The sequence below is a fragment of the Pantoea sp. Morm genome (assembly GCF_016643525.1).
In the GTDB taxonomy this organism is placed as follows: domain Bacteria; phylum Pseudomonadota; class Gammaproteobacteria; order Enterobacterales; family Enterobacteriaceae; genus Pantoea; species Pantoea dispersa.
On the sequence record NZ_VOQX01000013.1, the window covers coordinates 39237 to 59748 of the forward strand.

Consider the following 20512-nt stretch of genomic DNA (forward strand, 5'->3'; position numbering starts at 1 on the left):
CACTGTGACAACGTCACTGGTGCCTGTCACGCGCTGTATATGTTACGTAACACCGTTTCAACCACCTGAACCGTGGCGTGAAGCGACAAATCCACCGCACAACTGCTACTATGCGCCGCGCCGCGGCAGTTGAGCAGCGCGCCGGGTTCCACTTTCACTCTTTTTTACCTGCTTAACGGCATGGGGTAGCATCGTAATGTTTCACGATTTAGGCATCATCAATCTCTGGACTTTCCTGGCGGGCGCGCTGGTGATCATTCTATTACCCGGACCCAACAGTCTGTATGTGCTGCGCACCGGGATGAGTCGTGGGGCAAAGCCGGCCTGTCAGGCGATAGCCGGGGTGATGGCGGGCGATTTAATTTTGATTTTCCTCGCCTGGGCGGGCGTCGCGACGCTGATCCGTACCAGTCCGCATATTTTTATGGTGGTGCGTTATCTTGGTGCCATGTTCCTGCTGTATCTCGGCGTGAAGATTATCATCGGCGCGCTGCGCAAACGCAGCGGCGATCAACCGGCTGAAGCGGTAAAACAGGAAAACTATTTCCTGCGTGCGCTGCTGCTTGGCGTAACCAATCCCAAGGCGATTCTGTTTTACGTTTCGTTCTTCATTCAGTTTATCGATCCGCGCGTAACCCATACCGCGCCGGCGTTTGCCACCCTGGGGGCGCTGATTCAGGTGATCAGTTTCAGCTACTATTCCCTGTTGCTGGTGGCTGGCGCGGTGATGGTACGCTATCTGCGCAGCCGCACCCGCCTGGTCAAGCTGGCGAACATGCTGACCGGCATGCTGTTTTTTGGCTTCGCCGTGCGGTTGGTCAGCGCGCAAAGCTAACCCTTCTGACGCACGCCACGGCAGCAACGCCGCCTCCGCCTGCTGCACCCTAAAATGGCAACGCGATGATGCAGCGGTGCGCACAGTTTGTGCGCATTGCCTGCATCGGTATGGATGCCGCATCCATAAGTATTCCATCTTGTATCCCAGACCGTATCCTATCTGGCCCGGCGCATAACGGCCGCGCACTTCACGCTATTCTGGCACGCAAACTGCACTCCTCCCGGTAGCCAATTAACCCGGGAGAACGATCATGTTTGATGCACTGCTGGATGAAGATGCCACCCAGCTGGCGGCGCGGGTGCGCGACGGCGAGGTTTCCGCGCGCGAGTTAACCCAGGCGACGCTGGATCGCCTGGAACAGCGGGAGCCGCTGATACAGGCGTTTTGTACGCTGACGCCGGAGCGGGCGCTGGCACAGGCAGAGCAGATCGACCGCCGTCGTGCGCGCGGCGAGCCGCTGGGCGCACTGGCGGGTGTGCCGCTGGCGGTAAAAGATTTGATCTGTACCGCCGGTGTGCGAACCACGTCAGGATCGGCCGCCTACGCCGATTTTATTCCCGAAGAAGATGACATCACCGTTGAGCGCCTGCTGGCGGCGGATGCCATCCTGCTGGGCAAGACCACCGCGCCGGAATTTGGCTACAGCGGTGTCGGCCATAATCCCCTGTTTCCCTCACCGCGTAATCCCTGGGATGTGAGCAAAACGCCGGGCGGATCGAGCGCGGGATCCGGCGCGGCGCTGGCGGCGCGGCTGTGTCCGATTGCGCTCGGCAGTGATGGCGGAGGATCGGTACGTATCCCGGCGGCCCACTGCGGTGTCTATGGACTCAAGGCCTCGATGGGGCGGGTACCGCTGTGGCCGGGCTGCCGCGATGAGCGTTATCCTGGCGTTTCCAGCTGGGAATCGCTTGAACATATCGGTCCGATGACGCGTAGCGTGCGCGACAGCGCGCTGATGATGTCGGTGATGGCCGGTCCGGACATGCGCGATCGGCACTCCATCCCATGCAGCGATGTTGACTGGCTGGCCAGTCTGGATCGGCCACTGCAGGGGTTGCGCATCGCTTTCAGCGCCGACTTTGGCTATATCGCCGTCGATGCGGAAGTGCGCGCCGTGGTCACCGCGGCCGCGCGTCGTTTCGCTGCGGCGCTGGGCGCAGAGCTGGAAGAGGTGGATCCCGGCATCGCTGACGAAAGCGCCAGCTTTGCTGCGCTGGTGGCGTTCGAAAGCGATCTGAGCGGCATGCGCCAGATGCAGAGCGAGCTGGGTGCTACGATGTCACCGCACCTGAGTGCCATGCTGCAGCGCGACTGGCGCGCGGAGCATTTCACCGACGCCAATACCACGCGCAAAAAGCTCTGCAACCAGCTGTGGCGCTTTATGCAGCGCTACGACCTGCTGCTGTCACCGACGCTGGCGGTGCCGCCGTTTGCGCTGCACATGCAGGGCCCGGAAGTCATTGATGGCCGCATGGTGCGCAGCGATCACTGGCTGTCGTTCTGCTTCCCGTTCAATTTTACCGGTCAGCCTGCCGCCTCGGTGCCTGCCGGCTTCACGGCCAGTGGTCTGCCGATCGGTATGCAAATTGTGGGTCGTCATCTGGACGATGGCCTGGTGCTGGCGGCCAGTGCCGCTTTTGAGCGCATCCAACCATGGAATCATCACTATCCTGCTGCTATTGGAGTTCTCCATGAGTAACAAATCTTCCCCTGCGCTGGAGCAGGAGTTCGAGCATGAGCCGGTGCCGCTTAGCCATCGCCACTCGACGGGTTCGGTGTCGGCGGTGTGGTTTGGCTTTCCGATGATCCTTACCAATGCGCTGTTCGGCGGCATTATCACCTGGCATCTTGGCTTCTGGCCGGCACTGCTGGCGATTTTGCTGGGTAACCTGGTGCTGTTTGCCTATGTCGGCGCACTTAGCTGGTTCGCCGGGCATACCGGTATGAACTTCGCGCTGCAGGCGAAGCGGACCTTTGGCACCAAAGGCTATATCCTGGTGTCCGGCTTTCTTTCTACAGTGGTGATAGGCTGGTACGCCTTCCAGACCGGCCTGACCGGGACGGTGATCAACCAGACTTTTGGCTGGAACGCGCTGGCGGTCACCGCGTTTGCCATGGTGCTGTATACCGGCGTCACCTTTCTCGGGGTGCGGGCACTGTCGGTGCTGGGAATGATTGCCGCTCCGCTGTTTGTGGTGCTGGGGCTGGTGGCGCTGTGGCTGGTGAGCAAGGATCATGATTTCACCACGCTGACCCAGTGGCAGGGCAGTCCGGCAGCCGCTGGCGCCATGAGCATGGGCACGGCGGTCACCATGGTGATTGCCGGCTTTGCAGATTCCGGCACAATGACAGCGGATTTTACCCGCTGGTCGAAGGACGGCAAATCAGCGGTGATCGCCGCGTTTTCCGCGTTCCCGCTGGCGAATGTGATTTCCTATCTGTTTGGTGTGGTGATTGTCGCCGTCGGCGCGGCGGTCGATCCGCTCAGCAACGGCGGTAACTTCCTGCCGCTGCTGATGGGGCACGGCATGCTGCTCTCCGTCATTGCCTTTCTGTTTGTGTTTATCAACCTCGGTTCGGTGTGCACGCACTGCCTGTATAACGGCGCGGTCGGTTTCAGCCATCTGTTCAGCAGCAAAATGCGCCTGTGGACGCTGATCCTCGGGGCCATCGGTGGCGTGCTGGCGCTGGCCGGCGTGTGGTCCTGGTTCCTCGAATGGCTCAGCCTGCTTGGCATGGTGGTGCCGCCGTTTGGCGCAGTGATGATTGTTGATCTGATCTTTATGGCAAAAATCAGCGAACAGCGTCAAACCCGGCGCCTGCGCGGCAGCGCGTTCGCCGCCTGGGCCATCGGCAGCCTGTGTGCGGTGATGGCCCACCTCGAATTCCCGCAGTTTGGTGAAGCGGTTATCGGGCTGGTCACCGCGGCACTGAGCTATACGCTGATCGTGAAATGGAAACCGGAAAGCAGCACGGCGGTAATGGAGAAAAGCAATGCCTGATTATATCGTTGATTCAACCCCCTATCCGTGGCCGTTTGACGGCAACTGCACGGTGCAAAACACCGCGCTGCTGGTGATTGATATGCAAACCGACTTCTGCGGCAAGGGCGGCTATGTTGACACTATGGGTTACGATATCTCCCTGACGCGTGCCCCCATCAAACCGCTGCAGCAGGTGTTAGCGCGCATGCGCGAATCCGGCTTCCCGATCATCCATACCCGTGAAGGCCATCGTCCGGACCTGAGCGATCTGCCGGCCAACAAGCGCTGGCGATCGCGGCGGATGCAGGCGGAGATTGGTGCACCAGGGCCCTGTGGCCGCATTCTGGTGCGCGGTGAGCCAGGCTGGGAAATCATTCCCGAGCTGGCGCCGCTACCGGATGAAGTGATTATTGATAAACCCGGCAAGGGCTCTTTTTACGCCACCGACCTTGAGCTGATTCTGCACAGTCGCGGTATCCGCAACTTAATCATCAGCGGCATCACCACCGACGTTTGCGTGCATACCACACTGCGCGAAGCCAACGATCGCGGTTTTGAATGTCTGGTGCTGAGCGACTGCTGCGCGGCGACGGAGTTGAAGCATCATGAAGCGGCGCTCAGCATGATTCATATGCAAGGCGGTATATTCGGCGCAGTGGCAGACTCGGCAACGCTGCTGGCCGCGCTGAACAGCCCGGCAGCGGCACGGGTGAGCTAATCCGGCAACGGACGCGAACGGCGGGCTGGCCAGGCGTTGAGGTGCCGGGCCAGCCACAACCGCACACCAACCCTGCGCGGGCGTGATGATGCAGTCTGACCGGCCTCCGCCGGTCATGGCCAACCTCAGCCGACGTTGCCGGCAATCGTCAGATAGTCGGTATACATTTGCGGTGCGCCGGAGAACGAGGCCATGGTGCGCCATTCATCATACATACGCTCGCTCTCCTGATGGTTTTTCACAAACGTCAGCGATTTTTCGGTTGAGACGTCCATCGCCGGATGGAAGCTGTTGAGCGAGTCGAGGCTCTCGATCACCAGCATCACCGCATACTGCTCACTTCGATTACCGCCGGTGCCCTTCAGCATGTGAAACTTCCAGCCGGGATAGTCATCAATGCGCGCGACGTTCTCAATCATAAAGCGATCAAAGTCGGCAGCCGTCACGCCAGCGCGCAGCGCCAGATGATGTAAACCGACCACGCGCGCCACGGCAGGTTGGGCATCGGGCTGAAAGTTTGGGCCGGGCGGCAGTGAGCTGTGGCGGTTTTCTGCCAGCAGCGAGAACGTGGAGAAGAGCGTTGGTAGCTCCCCGTAGGTGGCAAAGTTTTTCCACTCCTCAAGCAGCGCGCACGCCTCGGGCCGTTGTTGCCAGAAGGCGATGGCCTCAGCCGTGAGTGCTCCTGTGGGGGTGATGTAGCGGTCATAGTCTGCCTGGCTGGGAGCCTGATACAGCATCAGGTATTGTTCCTGGCGTTCGCCGCGCAGGCCTTTTAACAGCGACCATTGCCAGCCCGGATAAGCAGGAATCTGCGTGCCGCGCGCCTTGAGAAAGGCTTCGAAGGTCGCGGCATTAACGCCTTTCTTCAGATTGAGCCCGACGTAGTGCAGGCTGAACACCGGTTGCGTTGAGGTTGTCATAGAAACTCCTTGTGAATATGACAGGGCAGAGGCGCTACTTCGCTGTCAGAGCGAAACGCGCCGCGAAAGTCACCAGCAGCAACATCACGATGCCGGCGCTGAGCGTGGTGGTCAGGGACGTAAGCTGGGCGCTAAAGCCAATCAGCGCCGGGCCCAGCAGTAGCCCGGAGTAACCGCACAGCGTGACAGCCGGTATGGCGTAATGCGCGGCGACAGTGCGCTGGTTACCCGCCGCGTTGAATAAAATCGGCACGATATTGGCCAGACCGATACCCACCAGCACAAAGCCGAGCAGGGCGCTCCACAGCCAGACGGAGAAAATCGCTAATGCCAGCCCCCCGCTGGCGACGAGACCGCCCCAGGTGAGCACGCGGCGACTGCCATAGTGATTAATCAGCCGATCGCCAAACAGGCGCAGCGTGGCGACAGCCGTGGCGTACAGCGTGAAGCTGAAACCGGCCAGCTGCATCGACATGGCGCGTTCACTGTTCATAAACACCGCTGACCAGTCGAGCATGGCGCCTTCGGTGAGGAACAGCAGAAAACACAGCAGGGCAATCAGCACCACGTTACGGTGCGTCAGAGCGCGCAGCGTACCGCGCGTTGGTTTTGCATCCGTGCGGCGACGGGGCAACAGGGCGGTATGGCTCATCATCAGCAGCAATAAAATCAACGCACACAGCGGCAGCAGCGCCAGCAGGGGCGCAACCTGCAGCCACAGCAGCAGACTCACCGCGCCGGCGCCAGCAATGCTGCCAAGACTGTAAAAGCCGTGAAAGCCCGACATCTTGCTGACCCCGGCCTCGCGCTCCACGATCACCGCCTGATAATTCATGCTGACATCCATCAGTCCGTTGATCGCACCGAAGAGCAACAGCGCGCCCGCCATCGGCAGCGGTGCGTTTAGCAGCATCAGCAGCGGCAGATCCAGCGCCAGTCCGGCACCGCACAGCAGCAGCAGCGTGCGACAGCCAAAGCGGGCAATCAGCGCGCCGGTAAAGGGCATAACTGACATGGAGCCAGCGGCGATACAGAACAGCAGCAGCCCCAGCATGCCGTCATTGATCGCCAGTTGCGCTTTGGCGAAGGGAATAAGCGGCGCCCAGGCGGCCATGCCCAGTCCGGCGATAAAAAATAGCGTGCGCGTCGCGCGCTGCTGGCGCAGGTTAAGCAGATTACTGTTCATCATCACATCCCGGTGTAGTACGGCGTTTCATTGCCTGGCCTTATCCATGGTCGGGCTACAGGTAAACTGCAGCCTGTGCAGAAGCCCATAAAAACGTAATTAATGTTTAACAGTAACAAGACTTGTCCTGGAAATGACGTAACGTGTTCAGGTGGCTGTATTCAGTAGAGTTTATTTATGGCATACACGGAAGGCATTTTAAAAAAAGCGCGATGTGGGATGGAAACGGTAATGACGGATAAAGTCAACGATGACAAGAATTAATTTAATGAGCTGAAATATATGGTAATTATCCTGAGGTAATACAAGCATCTCGCGCATTGTGTAGCGGTGCAACTTATTGCGCGATAAATCGCACCGCTATCTACCTGGATGAATTACCTGCACATTGCTTAACTGAACAGCAGCGTTAATGTTCTTAATCGGCAATTAAAAATATAAATTTAGCTAATGATTGCTCAGCGTATTTAACAACCTGCAACCGTCAGCACCAGGTCTCTTCACTTACTCATCCAGCTGTAAATAGCAGACGCGCAGGCGGTGCCCGTCCGGGTCCAGCGCGGTAAAGGTGTAGCCAAAGTCCATGCGCACCGGCGATTGAATGATGGTGATTTCGCGCAGCACGCCCCATTCGTGATAAAGAAAATCGACATCGTCTTTACGCGCGGTTTTAAACACAATTTCGCTACGCGCTGCACTGGCGGGCAGAGAGAGTGCGGGTTCAACGGTATACTGCGACCAGATACCCAGTTTAAAGCCGCTCTCAAACACAAACATGGCAAAGGTCGGGCTGAGTTCTGCGGGTTTGATGTCGAACAGCGCGGCATAAAAGTCAGCACTTTTCACGACGTTGGGCACATAAATAATGGTCATGTTAGCGGTAAGCATGGTGATCTCCTTGTGTGTTTACCGCTGCATAGTAGGGGGAGGCTGTGACAGATTTTGTCAGGAGTCGATGGGTTAACTGATAATTTTCAGATCGGCTTTACGGTGCTTTTTCTGTTCCTGATAGAAATTCTCATGGGGTCCGATATCCAGCAGATACAGTTCCAGTTTATTTTCCACCCAGCTATAACCCAACAGCGTCAGGCGGTTATTCAGCTGAAATTTGTGCACGCGTAAAAAGTTTAAGTCACCTCTCTTGAGCTCACCGATTTCAGGCGCATCAACAATCCTGTCGATCTCATCCTCGACGATGGCACGCTGTGTATCGGGCAATTTATCGAGCGTTTTTTCAAAGCGGCGTGTTTGATAAACCTCGATGCTATTTTGTGGTTTTGGATCGGGGTGTTCGGCGGACATACGGCGAAACCTTCTGATTATCGACTTCAGCCTGGGCGATCAATACTTCAGCGATGAAGCTATACGGTAAGTCCGGATTATCCTCAGCAATCCGGCCGATCTTCGCCCAATGCTCAATCTGCTTTGGAATGCTGCGGCTGGCGGCTTCAGCGTGAATTTTTACGTCGCTCACGAAGTCATCGTCTAAACGAATACTTGTGGCCATGAATATTACCTCGCGGATGAAAGCGGTGATGGACTGACTGTTGTAATGTTGAGTTGCGATTACTGCTGCACGCGGCTAAGTATGCGACATTTTGTCGCTTATGGCAACTTTATGTCGCTAGCGTGTCGCGCTGTCCACCGGGTGACGCAAATGGTGATAATCCCGCCAGCGTTTCAGCAACTGATGACGCGTGCCGGGATAGAGTTCGCTGGTGACGCTGATCGCTTCAATGCGGTCGACGCGGAAATTGCGGAACTCCTGGCGCAGTTCGCACCAGCCGCACAGCAGGCGCACGCGTTCAAAGTAGCCAATCACCACCGGCCAGATGGTGCGGGTGGAGAGGTTATCCTGCAGATCTTTGTAGCGCAGGCTGATCTTGCTGCGCTGATGGATTGCCTGGCGAATCTGCGGCAGATGGGTTTCGAACAAGGCTTCGCCCTGGGAGGCGATCAGCAGCGACTGGTGATCGATACTCTGCGTAAGATGGGACGGAATCACAGCCTGGACTTTGGCCAGCGCATGGCGCGCGGCGGACTTAAGCTCATCGTCGGTGTGTCGGGTGACCCAGTTGAGCCCAAGCACCAGCGCATCAATCTCCTGCCGGGAAAACATCAGCGGTGGCAAATGGCCGTCGGATTTCAGCAAATAGCCAACGCCCGCGCTGCCCTCAATCTCTACGCCCTGCTGCTGCAAACTAAGAATGTCACGATAGACGGTGCGCACGCTGATGTGCAGCTGTTCGGCGATACGCTGCGCGGTCAGCGGATAGCGATGACAGCGCAGCAATTGCAGCAGTTCGGGAAGCCGCTGAGTTTTAGACATGATACGCCAGCCTTAAGCGAAGAACGCGCGCCGGCAGGAATCAGGCGCGCAACAGTCGGCTTAATGTAGCCAAATCCGCCGTGCTTTGCAGCTCGCTGATAGCCAGTAACTGCTGCTGGCGCGCCGGCACTTCATGGCGCAGCGCCTGACGCAGTTTGGCCGCCACATCTACGCCATCCGCCAGCGACTGCTGCCGCGTGCGGCGCTGCTGCAGCTGACGACCCTCTTTCAGCGTCAGCGTGACGAGATGAAAACGCCGCGCCGGGTTGAGCGCATCGGGCGGCGCGGACGCATCCGGCGTGCGACGCACTTTGGCCGCCAGCGGCATCACCGCCGGATTGAGTGCACCTTCGGCAAAATCTTCCAGCCGTAAATCGTCGTACATCAGCATGGCGGCAATCACGTACTCCAGGCTAAAGCGTGCTTCGATGCCGTTAGCCGGCACGCGAACTGCCGCCGCGATGTCACCACCCGGCGGGAAGGCGACCGTGATGTCATCAATATTTTCCAGCAGTGAGTCCAGCGAGTGACCTTCCGCCAGCCAGGCGCGCCGCAGCAGACGTGCCGCTTCGGCAGCGCTGTGAGTTCCGGCGCAGGTGGGGAAGGGTTTGAACTCCAGACCGGGGGTACTGATGCGCCACGGCGCGCCCCAGTTTTCCACCAGCCGTTGCGGCTGCGCCTCGCCGTTACTGCTGGCGGCGAGAAACGCGTCGAGCACGCCTTCATGCCGGCCATCGAATTTCGCCAGCGTCAGCTGCGCCGCCATCACCGCACGCTCTGCCGCCAGTCCGGCGTGCAGCGGCTTCACCGCTGAACCAAACTGAGCGCGCAGTCCGCTGGCCTGGGTCGCCGCGATGCCGAGCAGCGTGGCGCAGTCGGTTGCATTAAGCTGCAGCAGACGTGCCAGCGCGGCCGCCGCCGCCAGCGTGCCCAGCGTGGCCGTGTTGTGATAACCCAGCGCGTAGTGCTGCTGGCTGGCGGCCAGTCCCAGCCGGCCAGCCACTTCCACGCCGATGACATAAGCATCAAGGAACGCTTCGGCAGTGGCGGGCTGCTGCTGCTGCCAGGCAAACAGCGCGGGCAGAATCGCCACGCTGGGATGGCCGCGAAAATCGGCATGGAAATCATCGTAATCCAGCGCATGGCCGGCATAGCCCAGCAGTAACGCCTGTGAGCGTACGCTGCCGTCGCCATAAACCTGTCGCAGCGCCGGTAAGCCGCTGTCCGGGACCTGCTGCTGTAACACCGGCCAGCTCACAGCCAGAAAATCCTGCACGCCAGTGCGCGCGGCATCACGTGCCGCCGCATCCGGCTGGCTTTGCAGGATGCGCTCAGCCAGCGCGTGGCTCAGGTTCATGCCTGCTCCAGACTGCGCAGCGCCGCCACGGCGAGCTGTGCGAGGTAGCGTGAGGTGGGCAGCAACACCGCATCATTGATGCGAAAAGCCGGATGGTGCAACGCATAAGGTTCGCCAGTGCCGATCATCACAAAGGCGCCGGGCAGCTGTTGCTGATAAAAAGCAAAATCTTCGCCGATCGGGCTGGCTTCCACCACGCGCGCCTCAAGTCCGCTGGCGGTGGCCTGTTGCAGAGCAAAATCCGCCCAGTGCGCATCATTCACCACCGCAGGCGGACCGGCGTGCCAGTTAAACTCAACCTCTGCGGCAAAAGCCGCACCGAGGCCGAGCACGATTTCGCGGAAGCGCTGCTCCAGTCGCTCACGCGTGGACTGAGAGAAGGTGCGCACCGTGCCTTCCAGCCAGGCGCTGTCAGGAATGACGTTCCAGGTGCTGCCGCTGTGCAGCTGGGTGATCGACACCACCGCGTTGTCAGCGGAGGGGGCGTTACGGCTAATCAGCGTTTGCGCCGCGGAGACAATCTGTGCCGCGATAACGATCGGATCGTTGCCCTGATGCGGTTTGGCAGCATGGCTGCCGGTGCCGGTGATGCGGATATCGAAGCGATCCACCGCCGCGGTCAGCGCACCGGCTTTGCTACCCACCACGCCAGGCGGCAGCGACGGATCGTTATGAATGCCGAAAATCGCCACCGCCTCCTGCAGCGCGCCGGTGGCGATGACATCCGGCGCGCCCTGGCCGGTCTCTTCGGCGGCCTGGAACAGAATCCGCACGCGGCCGGGCAGCGTTGCCTCCTGCTGCTTAAGCAGAATCGCCGCGCCGAGTGCAGCGGAAGCGTGAAAATCGTGGCCGCAGGCATGCATCACGCCGGGACGCTCCGAACGAAAAGCGACGTCCGACTGCTCTTCAATCGGCAGCGCATCAATATCCGAACGCAGCACAATCAGCGGTCCCTGTGCCGGACCGACCTCTGCCACCAGACCGGTTTTCAGTGGCAAATCAACGATGCGAATCTGGTGCTGTTCCAGCTGCTGGCGCAGGCGGGCGGTAGTTTCAAACTCCTGATTGGAGAGTTCCGGAAAACGATGCAGTTCGTGGCGAAAGGCGATCAGCTGCTCGCCCAGCGCTGTTTCATTCAGTTGGCTCATGCCTGGCTTCCTTGTGATGCCGCCTGGCGCGTCAGCCAGGCATCGTGCGCGGTTTCATCCAGCACTTTTTTCATATATTGCGTGATGTGGCCTTTGCCGAGATCGGTGGTGTGCATGAGCACAAATCCGCGCTTGCGATACATATCAATCAGCCACGGATGGCTGATGGCGGTACCGAGCGAAACCGCCGGTGCGCGTAACTGGCCGCGTAAAATTTCCTGCTCCAGGCGATCCTGAACCTGGCGGCCAAACTGCTGCCCCGCATAGTCCGGGTGGGCGCCAAACCAGCCGATGTGCGGCAGGCCGAACGGACCCGGCAACGGGCCCCATGGATAACGCACGGTGACCGAGGAGACCATCACGCCCTGGGCATACAGCGCATACACGCCGTGGCTTTGCAGATGCCGCAGCGTTTTCTCGCGGTCAGCGGTGGCCGCATCAAATTTGATCCCCAGCGCCAGCGTGGGCGCATAGGCGGCATGCATCAGCGCCTGATAAGTGTCCACTTCGTCTTCTGTGACCTGACGAAACTCAAGTGTCATAGCTATCCCCGGAAAACCGCCCGGTGGGCGATAAAGAAAGAAGGCTCAGAGTAGCAGTAAAGCGCTGACGGCCTATATGTGAAATACGGATAAGCTAATGCAAATTTGTGAAAATGAAATGGCGGCTTTTTCATTGCACAAATCGCCATTTACCGTAGTATGCATAAAATACATAGCGCTATAACTATTTCGCATTAATCCTCTGAAATATAACAATTTTGTTATGGCGTTTTTCCTAATCAGGGTGACAACGTGTTAGCGATTAAATCTCCGCGTGCCTACGCACACGAACCGGGACTGCGTGCGCGCACCGGTGAATTCATTAAACCTTATGCTACGCATATCCGTATTTTCACCTCTCCGCGCGCCTGGCAGGCGGTTAATCCGCAATTAACGCAAAGTCTGGAAACCTGTGGTATTCGCTGGGAAATCGAGTATTTGCACGGCGAATGCACCGATGCGGCCATTGATACGCTGAAAAGCAATCTGCAACAGCAGCAGGCTGAACTGCTGCTGGCAATTGGCGGCGGGCGCGTACTGGATGCGGCTAAAGCGGTCGGCAGCCAGTTACCGGAAATCACCGTCGTCAATTTCGCCACCGTCGCGGCGACCTGTGCCGCCTGGTCGCCGGTGGCGATTATTTATGACGCGCAGGGCGGCCACGTGCGCAGCCAGCCGCTGGGCAAAATGCCTGAACTGGTACTGGTAGACAGCGAAGTGATTGCGCAAAGTGATGTGCGTTACCTCAAAGCGGGCATTGTCGACGCGCTGGCTAAATACTACGAGTTCTCTCCTTATCTGCGGCACAACCCCCACGATCTCGCCCTCGATCTTAAAGTGATGACCGCGCAGCGCGCGCTGGATGTCTATCGCCAGCACGGTGCCGCCGCCGTGCTGGCCAACCAGCAACAGCGCGTGACGCCAGATCTGGTGAAGGTGATTGATGCCAGTATTGTGCTGGCCGGCCTGGCCAACAGCGTGCGTGACGTGCTGCCAACGCCAGGCTTTGCCCATGCCATTCATAACCGTCTGACCCATCAGCCGGAGCTGCACCACTGGCTGCACGGTGAAAAAGTCGGTTACAGCCTGCTGGTGCAGTCGCTGATTGAGCACGACGGTGAGCCGGACGCCGCGCTGCTGGCGCTGCTGCGGCAGTATGATATGCCGCTGACCTTAGCGCCGCTGCACGGCGATCGTCGCGCAGCCATCAGAAGCATTGCTGAACAGATCAAATTCCCGGCGGCCAGCGCCGAACGTTTGCCGTTCCGCATCAGCGCGGATGCCTTAGAGCAGGCGCTGCTGGCGACCGAGAACGCCTTTTAATTGTTATCGACCCTTTTATTGACCAGGAAAAAATATGGCTACTTCATCTTCACGCCGCATCCGTTTAGGGCTGTTTGTGCAACCGGTTGGACAGCACGTGAGCGGCTGGCGGCTGACGGAAAATCTGGGCGATCCGACGGATATTGACTGGCTGATCACCATCGCGAAAAAAGCCGAAGCCGGTAAGTTTGATCTGTTCTTCGTGGGTGATGCACTGGCGACCAGCATGTATCGTCTGCCTTCCACCATGGCGCGTCTGGAGCCGTTAACGCTGCTGTCGGCGCTGGCGGTCAACACCAAGCGTATTGGCCTGGCGGCGACCGCCTCGACTACCTTTAGCGACCCGTTCACCATGGCGCGCAGCTTCTCGTCGCTGGACCACATTAGCCGCGGCCGCGCCGCCTGGAACGTGGTGACGTCGTTCTCTACCGATGTGGCGCGTAACTTCAGCCGCAGCGATATGCCTAATCATGCGGAGCGCTATGCGCGCGCGCGTGAATTCCTCGATGTCACCTATAAGCTGTGGGACGGCTGGCAGGCGGGGGCGGTGCAGCCCAACAAAGAGACCGGTCAGTACTTCATTGATGACAAAATTCAGCCGATTAACCACGTCGGCGAGCACTTCCAGGTGCAGGGTCCGCTGAACATTACCCGCTCACCGCAGGGGCGTCCGGTGATTATCGAAGCCGGTTCTTCCAGCGATGGGCAGAAGCTGGCGGCAGAGACTGCCGAGGTGATTTTCACCGCCTCGGCCAGCCTGGAAGAAGCACAGAGCTTCTACCGTTCGCAGAAAGATCAGGTGATTGCCGCCGGACGCAATCCGGATCACGTGGTGATCATGCCTGGCGTGATGCCGATCGTTGGCCGCACGCGCGAAGAGGCCAAAGCGCTGTGGAAAGAGCTCAACACGCTGGTTGATATCGACAACGGTCTGCGTCAGCTCTCGCTGCGCTTCAATATGGATCTGAGCCAGTATCCGCTCGACGGTCCGGTGCCGGAAGTGCCGCTGGGTGAAGGCAACCAGAGCCGCGTGAAACTGATGACCGACATGGCGAAACGTGAAAATCTGACGCTGCGCGAACTGGCCGCGGTAGCCGCCGGATCGCGTGGTCATCGGGTAATCGTCGGTACCGCGCAGGATATTGCCGATGACTTTGAGCTGTGGCTCAACGAGGGCGGCGCCGATGGTTTCAACATCATGCCGGCGATCATGTCCGAGCAGCTTGATTTGTTTGTGGAGCTGGTGATTCCGGAACTGCGCTGTCGCGGTCTGTTCCGCGAAGAGTACGAGTTCGCCACGCTGCGTGAAAACCTCGGCCTGCCGGTGGTGTGAGAGACAGACAGGAGCGAAACATGATCACCCTATCGAAGCGCGTACAGTCTGTGTCGCTCTCGGCTAACGCGGCGGCACGTCAGCTGACGCGCCAGCTAAAAGAGCAGGGCGTGGATATTCTTGACCTCATCACCGGTGAGCCGGATTTTGATACGCCCGCGCACATCCGTGCCGCCGCCAGCGCCGCGATGGATGGCGGTGAAACCCGTTATACGCCGACCAATGGCACCACCGCGCTGCGTAAAGCGGTGCAGGCCAAACTGGCGCGCGAGAATCAGCTGCAGTACGCGCTGGAGCAAATCTGTATCGCCAACGGCGCAAAACAGATCATCTTCAACGCGTTTGCCGCGACGCTAAACGACGGCGACGAGGTGATTGTGCCCACGCCATACTGGCCAACTTTTCCGGACAGTGTGCGTTTCAACGGTGGCGAGGCGGTGCTGCTGCCTTGTCCGCTTGAGCAGCAGTACAAGCTGCAGCCGGCGCAGCTGGCGCAGGCGATCACTGAGAAAACCCGCTGGCTGGTGCTGAACAATCCCGGCAATCCCTCTGGCATGGTGTACAGCGCACAGGAGTTGCAGGCCCTGGCGACGGTGCTGCGCGATCATCCCAATGTGCTGATTATGCTGGATGAGCTGTACGAACATATCCTGTTTGACGATCGTCAGCACGTTAGCCTGCTGCAGGTGGCGCCGGAGCTGGCTGAACGCATTTTGCTGGTGGGAGGCGTGTCGAAAACCTATGCCATGACCGGCTGGCGCATTGGTTTTGGTGCCGGGCCGCAGCCGCTGATTGATGCCATGGTAGTGGTGCAGTCGCAGAACAGTTCTGGTGCCAGCGCCATCAGCCAGGCGGCGGCGGTTGCGGCCTTTAACGGTGGGCTCGATTTTCTGCCCCCGCAGCGCGCCGCGTATCAGGCGCGACGCGATGTCATTGTGCAGCAGTTGCAGCAGGTGGCCGGCATTGAAGTGCTGCAACCTCAGGGCGCATTTTTTGTCTTTTGCCGCTGTGCTGGCCTGCTGAGCAAAACCCGGCCTGACGGCGCCGTACTGCATGACGAACAGGATGTGCTGAATTATCTGCTGGAGAGCGGTGTGTCCGGCGTGGCGGGCAGCGCTTACGGCCTGTCGCCGTATTTCCGTTTGTCGATCGCCACGGATATCGATAGCGTGCAGGAGGCGGGTAAACGCATTGCGCGCGCCTGTGCAGCGTTAATCTGACGGGCGGGTGTGGGAAGGCGTAATAGCCTGATCACCTCGCGGCACACTGTATGAAAGGATTGCATGAAAGCATTTCGGGTGCCGCGATTCAGGGGCGGTGATGCGGCAATTAGCCGGTTCCGCCCCGATTTCCGGCGACTGGATTAAATCAGAAAATCATCCAGCGAACCGCCAGCGTCAATCGCTGACTTTATCGGCGAGGGAGTACGACCCTGACCGGTCCAGAATTTCTCATTACCCTGTTCGTCGGTAAATTTATACTTCGCCGGACGCGGTGCACGTTTTGCTTTGCTCTTCGTTTCACCCTGGTTTAATTGCGCCAGTTCATTAATTGTAATGCCGTCTTTGCGCAGCATCTCTTTATATAACGCCAGCTTCTCTTCTTTTTCGCGCTGTGCAGCACTCTCTGCAGCCGTCTCTTCGCGGCGTTCGGCGACCACCACGGCAAACTTCTCCAGCATTTCATTTAATACCGCAACCTCAATATTACGTGCTTCAGCACGCAGCGTACGAAGATTGTTCAATGCCTTGAGTGCATCGCTCATGTATAAACCCTTATTACTGATACCACTGATTTGAAAGCGTGCATTCTACGGCAATTTTATTCAAATGGAAATATTCACCCGCCGACAGATTTGTCCGGAAATATGCCCCGACCTGTACAGTTTTTGATTGGGCGTAAAGATTTTTGTCTCTTCATTGATTACGCATAAACATGTTAGCGGCTGATTTAATATTACTCGCCACCTACGTTAAGCCGTTCATTTAACATCGCGGCATCTCACACAATATACGTCACGGCGATTTACAGCTTAATAAATGGCGCCATGTTAACAACGCAGCGATTGCTGCAGGATTAAAAGCATAACTGGTCCACCTTAGCGCAGAAAAGGAAACTTTATAAACACCTTTCCTATCGGCAGCGTAATTATAAATCAATGGCGGTGACCGGGTACGTAGCTGGTACATGCGTGGTGTTCAGATGCCAGATCAGGATGCAGGCACAGCCGTTCAGGCGGGGAGGCCGTAGCTCACGCACCGGTTGACTGAGATTAAGGATGATTTCAGGCGTGATAGTTTCCTGTAAAGCAGCCTCAGGGCCGTTACTCCCTGAAGCATAAGATTTTTTCGCAGTGTAAAGGCGTCAGAAAGGGCGTAACAATTTCTTGCAATGTTAATCTTAATGCGTATATTTCTCATTTGCTTTCTTAACTATATGCTCACCACAAAATAACGATAAGCCGATTGAGGAATATTATGTCTTGCAAAGAGATGCGCGTCCGGGACGCAGGTCTTGCGCCGCAGCGCGCGCTGCGCCTGTCACTGCTGGCAGTGCTGGTTGCCTCGGGTGTCGCTCAGGCGGCCGATACGCAAAACAGTGAGGCCACCCTGACCGTTGATGCCAGCGCCAGCGCGGAAGCGCAGCAGACGCAGGCCGCAGCGGATTACAGCGTGCCGGTGACGCGGGCCGGCACCAAAATGGCGCTGACCGCACGTGATATTCCCCAGTCGGTCACCATCGTTAGCAAGCAGCGCATGCAGGATCAACAACTGCAGTCGCTGAACGACATACTGAGCAACACCACCGGCATCCACGGTGTGGCCGCCGATATGGACCGCATCAATTACTATTCGCGCGGTTTTCTGATTGATAATTACATGACCGACGGCATTCCGACCGCGTTTGCCCAGCGCTGGAACCTCGGTGATGCGCAGACCGATACCGCGCTGTACGAACGCGTCGAAGTGGTGCGTGGCGCAACGGGCCTGCTGACCGGACCGGGCAATCCTTCTGCTGCCATCAACATGGTGCGTAAACATGCCGACAGCAAAGAGTTTACCGGTAGCCTTGAAGCTGGCTATGGCAGCTGGAATAAGCAGCGTTACGTCGCCGATCTTTCTGCACCGCTGTCACCGGAAGGCAACGTGCGTGGTCGCCTGGTGGCCGGCTATGAAGACAAAAACAGCTTCATTGAACGCTACGGCGCCGATAAGAAGTTTATCTACGGCGTGGTCGACGCTGACGTGACGGACGCCACCAGACTGTCAGTTGGTTATGAATTCAGCCAGGTAAATACCGATTCACCGATGTGGGGCGGTGCGCCGCGCTGGTACACCGACGGCACGCAGATCCACTCCCGTCGCGGCTATAACACCGCGCCAGAATGGGCTTACAACAACAAAGAAAATAAAAAGGTCTTTGTTAACCTGCAGCAGAATTTCGATAACGGCTGGAACATCACCCTTAACGGCACGCATAACGAGATGTTCCTCGACAGCAAGCAGCTGTATCTCGACGGTTACTTCGACAAAACCACTGGCGCAGGCGTCTCTGGTTATGCCGGCTATCCGGTGGTGGGCGGAACCGGCTACAACACCGGCAAACGTAAGGTGGATGCGGTCGATGCCTTCGCCAGCGGTCCTTATGAACTGCTGGGCCGCCAGCATGAGCTGATGGTCGGGGTGAACTACAGCCGTCAGGACAACAAATATTACAGCGCCTGGGCCAACATTTCGTCAGCCGAGCTGGGCAACTTTAATCAGTTCAACGGTGATTTCCCGGAAACTGACTGGAATCCGCGGGAACCTGCGGCCGACACCCAACGGGTGCGGCAGAAGTCAGCGTATCTTGCGACGCGCATCAATCTGGCCGATCCGCTGCACCTGATTGTCGGGGCGCGCTACACCAACTGGAACCGCCAGACGCTGACGGCAGAGATGGAGAAAAACAACATCACGCCGTACGGTGGGGTGATTTGGGACTTCTACGATAACTGGTCTGCCTACGCCAGCTACACTTCGGTGTTCCAGCCGCAGGATTATCAGGATGCGTCAGGCGCTTATCTCTCGCCGGTGATTGGCAAAAACTACGAAGCCGGCGTGAAGTCTGACTGGTTCAACAGCCGTCTGACCACCTCGGTATCGATCTTCCGCACCGAACTGGATAACGTCGGTCAGAGCACCGGACAGACCAATGCGCAGACCGGTAATACCATTTACGTGGCGAAGAAGGGTGTGGTAAGTCGTGGCGTCGAGTTTGAGGTGAATGGGGCGCTGACCGATAACTGGCAGATGACCTTTGGCGGGACTTCGTATGTGGCGGAAGACGCCAACGGCGATCGCTATAATTCACAGCTGCCGCGCACGTCGTTCAACCTGTTCACCAGCTATCGCCTGCCGATGCTGGACCAGCTGACGCTGGGCGGCGGGGTGAACTGGCAGGCGGGAACTTACGCGGATATCAGTGGCCCGGATGGCAATGGCACCTGGCGCACCCGTCAGGGCAGCTATGCGCTGGTGGATCTGTTCGCGCGCTACGACGTGACCAAAAACCTCAGCCTGCAGGCCAACCTGAATAACCTGTTCGACAAAGAGTACGACGAAAACGTCGACAGCACCGGCATCGTCTACGGCGAACCGCGCAATTTTATGCTGTCCGCGAAATACCGTTTCTGATCAGTAAGCCAGAGCCCAAAGCGGCACCTGACGTTCCCTCTCCCGCGTGCGGGAGAGGGTTAGGGTGAGGGGAAAACCGCACCCTCCCCAACCCATGCACCTCAACATCCCGCCGCAATATAATCCCCGTTGGCACTCACCGGCACCACGGTAAAAAACAGCACCAGCGCAAACATCACCAGTAATATCCCACCGGCGATCCGTACCGCTCTCAGCAGCGACACCGCCTGCGGCGAGCGCTCTGCCAGCCACAGCTGTCCGGCGCGCTGACGATAATGCTGCACAAACAGTGCCAGCGCCACCAGCGCCATGCCGGTACCGAGCGCCATACTCATCACCGCCAGCATGCCCCAGCGCGTAATGCCGATGACGCTGGCGAACAGCAGCACCGTCAGCGCACCGCTGCACGGCCGCACGCCGGTGGCAATGATAATACCCGCCCAGCTTTTCCAGTCGCTGCCGTGCCCAGCCGCGACGCCATGCGCGTGGCCGCAATGATCATGATGATGATGCTCCGCTGGCGGCCTGCGCCAGGCTTGCAGCAGCAGCATCACGCCCAGCCCGGCAATGAACACAGCGCTGGCTTTCTCCAGATACCAGCGGCTCAGGCTGAGATCGCCGGTGGTCAGGTTAAAACCAACCGCCAGAATAAAGACAAAGGCAATCGCGCTCAGGCCCTGCACCAGGCTGCCCAGCAGCGGCACGCTCAGCGCCACGCCGCGCGGGGGCTGATGGGTGGTCAGCCAGGTGGTAACGATAAATTTACCGTGCCCGGGACCCACCGCGTGCAGAATGCCGTAAATGAAGGTCACAGCTAGCAGCCACAGTCCGGCACTGTACTGGCCGCTATTGATTTGCAGTAAATGGGTAACCAGCATCCGGTGCAGCTGAATCTGATTTTGCAGCGCCCATGCCTGAAACGCGCTCCAGTGCAACGACAGCAGCGTCAGCGCGCTCAGCAGCAGCACGCTCGCGCAGAGAAATCCGGTTTTGGTGGCGGTCATAGTAATGAAGAAAGTGGTCCTGAATGTCACCAGCATGCGGATTTCTGCCGCGTTGTAAAGCCACGGCGGTTAAACGGCAGCCGCTCTCCGCATCGTGACGCATTCCCCTGCCTTGTGCAGCTGTCTATAATCTGCCGACAATTTCTCACGGATG

Annotated in this window: 19 protein-coding genes; 8 read left to right on the plus strand and 11 right to left on the minus strand. The window is 58.4% G+C overall.

Annotated features, from left to right (window positions below):
* Positions 1-196 precede the first annotated feature (196 nt).
* From leuE to FT726_RS07025, 4 genes are all read left to right on the plus strand, one after another.
* Positions 197-835 carry a leucine efflux protein LeuE gene (leuE, locus tag FT726_RS07010; protein ID WP_058770263.1) on the plus strand — a complete coding sequence of 213 codons (639 nt, stop codon included), beginning with the start codon at positions 197-199 and terminating at the stop codon, positions 833-835.
* Between the two features lie 253 nt (positions 836-1088).
* Positions 1089-2537 carry an amidase gene (locus FT726_RS07015; protein ID WP_346302609.1) on the plus strand — a complete coding sequence of 483 codons (1449 nt, stop codon included), beginning with the start codon at positions 1089-1091 and terminating at the stop codon, positions 2535-2537.
* Positions 2530-3840 carry a cytosine permease gene (locus FT726_RS07020; RefSeq protein WP_021509019.1) on the plus strand — a complete coding sequence of 437 codons (1311 nt, stop codon included), beginning with the start codon at positions 2530-2532 and terminating at the stop codon, positions 3838-3840. Before FT726_RS07015 ends, FT726_RS07020 begins: the two co-directional genes overlap by 8 nt.
* Positions 3833-4540 (plus strand): cysteine hydrolase family protein, encoded by a 708-nt coding sequence (locus FT726_RS07025; RefSeq protein WP_021509020.1) that lies wholly within the window; start codon positions 3833-3835, stop codon positions 4538-4540. Before FT726_RS07020 ends, FT726_RS07025 begins: the two co-directional genes overlap by 8 nt.
* Positions 4541-4665: 125 nt before the next feature.
* On the opposite strand, the gene FT726_RS07030 is transcribed toward FT726_RS07025, so the two are convergent.
* The 9 genes from FT726_RS07030 to FT726_RS07070 all read right to left on the minus strand — a co-directional run bounded on the left by FT726_RS07030 (position 4666) and on the right by FT726_RS07070 (position 12022).
* A complete protein-coding gene (locus FT726_RS07030) occupies positions 4666-5460 on the minus strand; it encodes a hypothetical protein (RefSeq protein ID WP_282996512.1) in 795 nt (264 codons plus the stop codon).
* Between the two features lie 34 nt (positions 5461-5494).
* Positions 5495-6649 carry an MFS transporter gene (locus FT726_RS07035; protein ID WP_288421551.1) on the minus strand — a complete coding sequence of 385 codons (1155 nt, stop codon included), beginning with the start codon at positions 6647-6649 and terminating at the stop codon, positions 5495-5497.
* Positions 6650-7150: 501 nt separating this feature from the next.
* Positions 7151-7534: a VOC family protein gene (locus FT726_RS07040; protein WP_058759086.1), complete on the minus strand. Its 384-nt coding sequence runs from the start codon at positions 7532-7534 to the stop codon at positions 7151-7153.
* A 72-nt stretch (positions 7535-7606) separates the two neighbouring features.
* Complete coding sequence (locus FT726_RS07045; protein ID WP_021313439.1) at positions 7607-7948, minus strand: type II toxin-antitoxin system RelE/ParE family toxin; 342 nt, start codon at positions 7946-7948, stop codon at positions 7607-7609.
* Positions 7911-8153: a ParD-like family protein gene (locus tag FT726_RS07050; protein WP_071813632.1), complete on the minus strand. Its 243-nt coding sequence runs from the start codon at positions 8151-8153 to the stop codon at positions 7911-7913. The genes FT726_RS07045 and FT726_RS07050 overlap by 38 nt, the downstream gene beginning before the upstream one ends.
* 117 nt (positions 8154-8270) lie before the next feature.
* Entirely contained in the window at positions 8271-8975 is a 705-nt protein-coding gene (locus FT726_RS07055) for a YafY family protein (RefSeq protein ID WP_166710439.1), read from the minus strand.
* Positions 8976-9015: 40 nt separating this feature from the next.
* Positions 9016-10332, minus strand: coding sequence for an MmgE/PrpD family protein (locus tag FT726_RS07060; protein ID WP_346302610.1), 1317 nt, complete (start codon positions 10330-10332; stop codon positions 9016-9018).
* The gene (locus FT726_RS07065) at positions 10329-11480 is read right to left on the minus strand and encodes an amidohydrolase (protein ID WP_058775941.1); all 1152 of its coding nucleotides are present in this window, start codon (positions 11478-11480) and stop codon (positions 10329-10331) included. The genes FT726_RS07060 and FT726_RS07065 overlap by 4 nt, the downstream gene beginning before the upstream one ends.
* Positions 11477-12022, minus strand: coding sequence for a GNAT family N-acetyltransferase (locus FT726_RS07070; RefSeq protein ID WP_021509027.1), 546 nt, complete (start codon positions 12020-12022; stop codon positions 11477-11479). Before FT726_RS07070 ends, FT726_RS07065 begins: the two co-directional genes overlap by 4 nt.
* Positions 12023-12274: 252 nt before the next feature.
* Here FT726_RS07070 and FT726_RS07075 point away from each other — a divergent pair, with 252 nt between their 5' ends.
* The 3 genes from FT726_RS07075 to FT726_RS07085 are packed head-to-tail and all read left to right on the plus strand — an operon-like array spanning position 12275 to position 15898.
* A complete protein-coding gene (locus FT726_RS07075) occupies positions 12275-13345 on the plus strand; it encodes an iron-containing alcohol dehydrogenase family protein (RefSeq protein ID WP_346302611.1) in 1071 nt (356 codons plus the stop codon).
* A 34-nt stretch (positions 13346-13379) separates the two neighbouring features.
* Positions 13380-14678: an LLM class flavin-dependent oxidoreductase gene (locus tag FT726_RS07080; protein ID WP_058759091.1), complete on the plus strand. Its 1299-nt coding sequence runs from the start codon at positions 13380-13382 to the stop codon at positions 14676-14678.
* A gap of 20 nt (positions 14679-14698) precedes the next feature.
* On the plus strand, positions 14699-15898 hold the full coding sequence (locus tag FT726_RS07085) for an aminotransferase class I/II-fold pyridoxal phosphate-dependent enzyme (RefSeq protein ID WP_346302612.1): 1200 nt from the start codon (positions 14699-14701) through the stop codon (positions 15896-15898).
* A 143-nt stretch (positions 15899-16041) separates the two neighbouring features.
* On the opposite strand, the gene FT726_RS07090 is transcribed toward FT726_RS07085, so the two are convergent.
* Positions 16042-16443 (minus strand): H-NS family nucleoid-associated regulatory protein, encoded by a 402-nt coding sequence (locus FT726_RS07090; RefSeq protein ID WP_021509031.1) that lies wholly within the window; start codon positions 16441-16443, stop codon positions 16042-16044.
* A gap of 712 nt (positions 16444-17155) precedes the next feature.
* Here FT726_RS07090 and fhuE point away from each other — a divergent pair.
* Entirely contained in the window at positions 17156-19354 is a 2199-nt protein-coding gene (fhuE, locus tag FT726_RS07095) for a ferric-rhodotorulic acid/ferric-coprogen receptor FhuE (protein ID WP_346302613.1), read from the plus strand.
* Positions 19355-19455: 101 nt separating this feature from the next.
* On the opposite strand, the gene FT726_RS07100 is transcribed toward fhuE, so the two are convergent.
* Positions 19456-20394, minus strand: a complete 939-nt coding sequence (locus FT726_RS07100; RefSeq protein ID WP_288421578.1) for a nickel/cobalt transporter — start codon at positions 20392-20394, stop codon at positions 19456-19458.
* Positions 20395-20512: the final 118 nt, after the last annotated feature.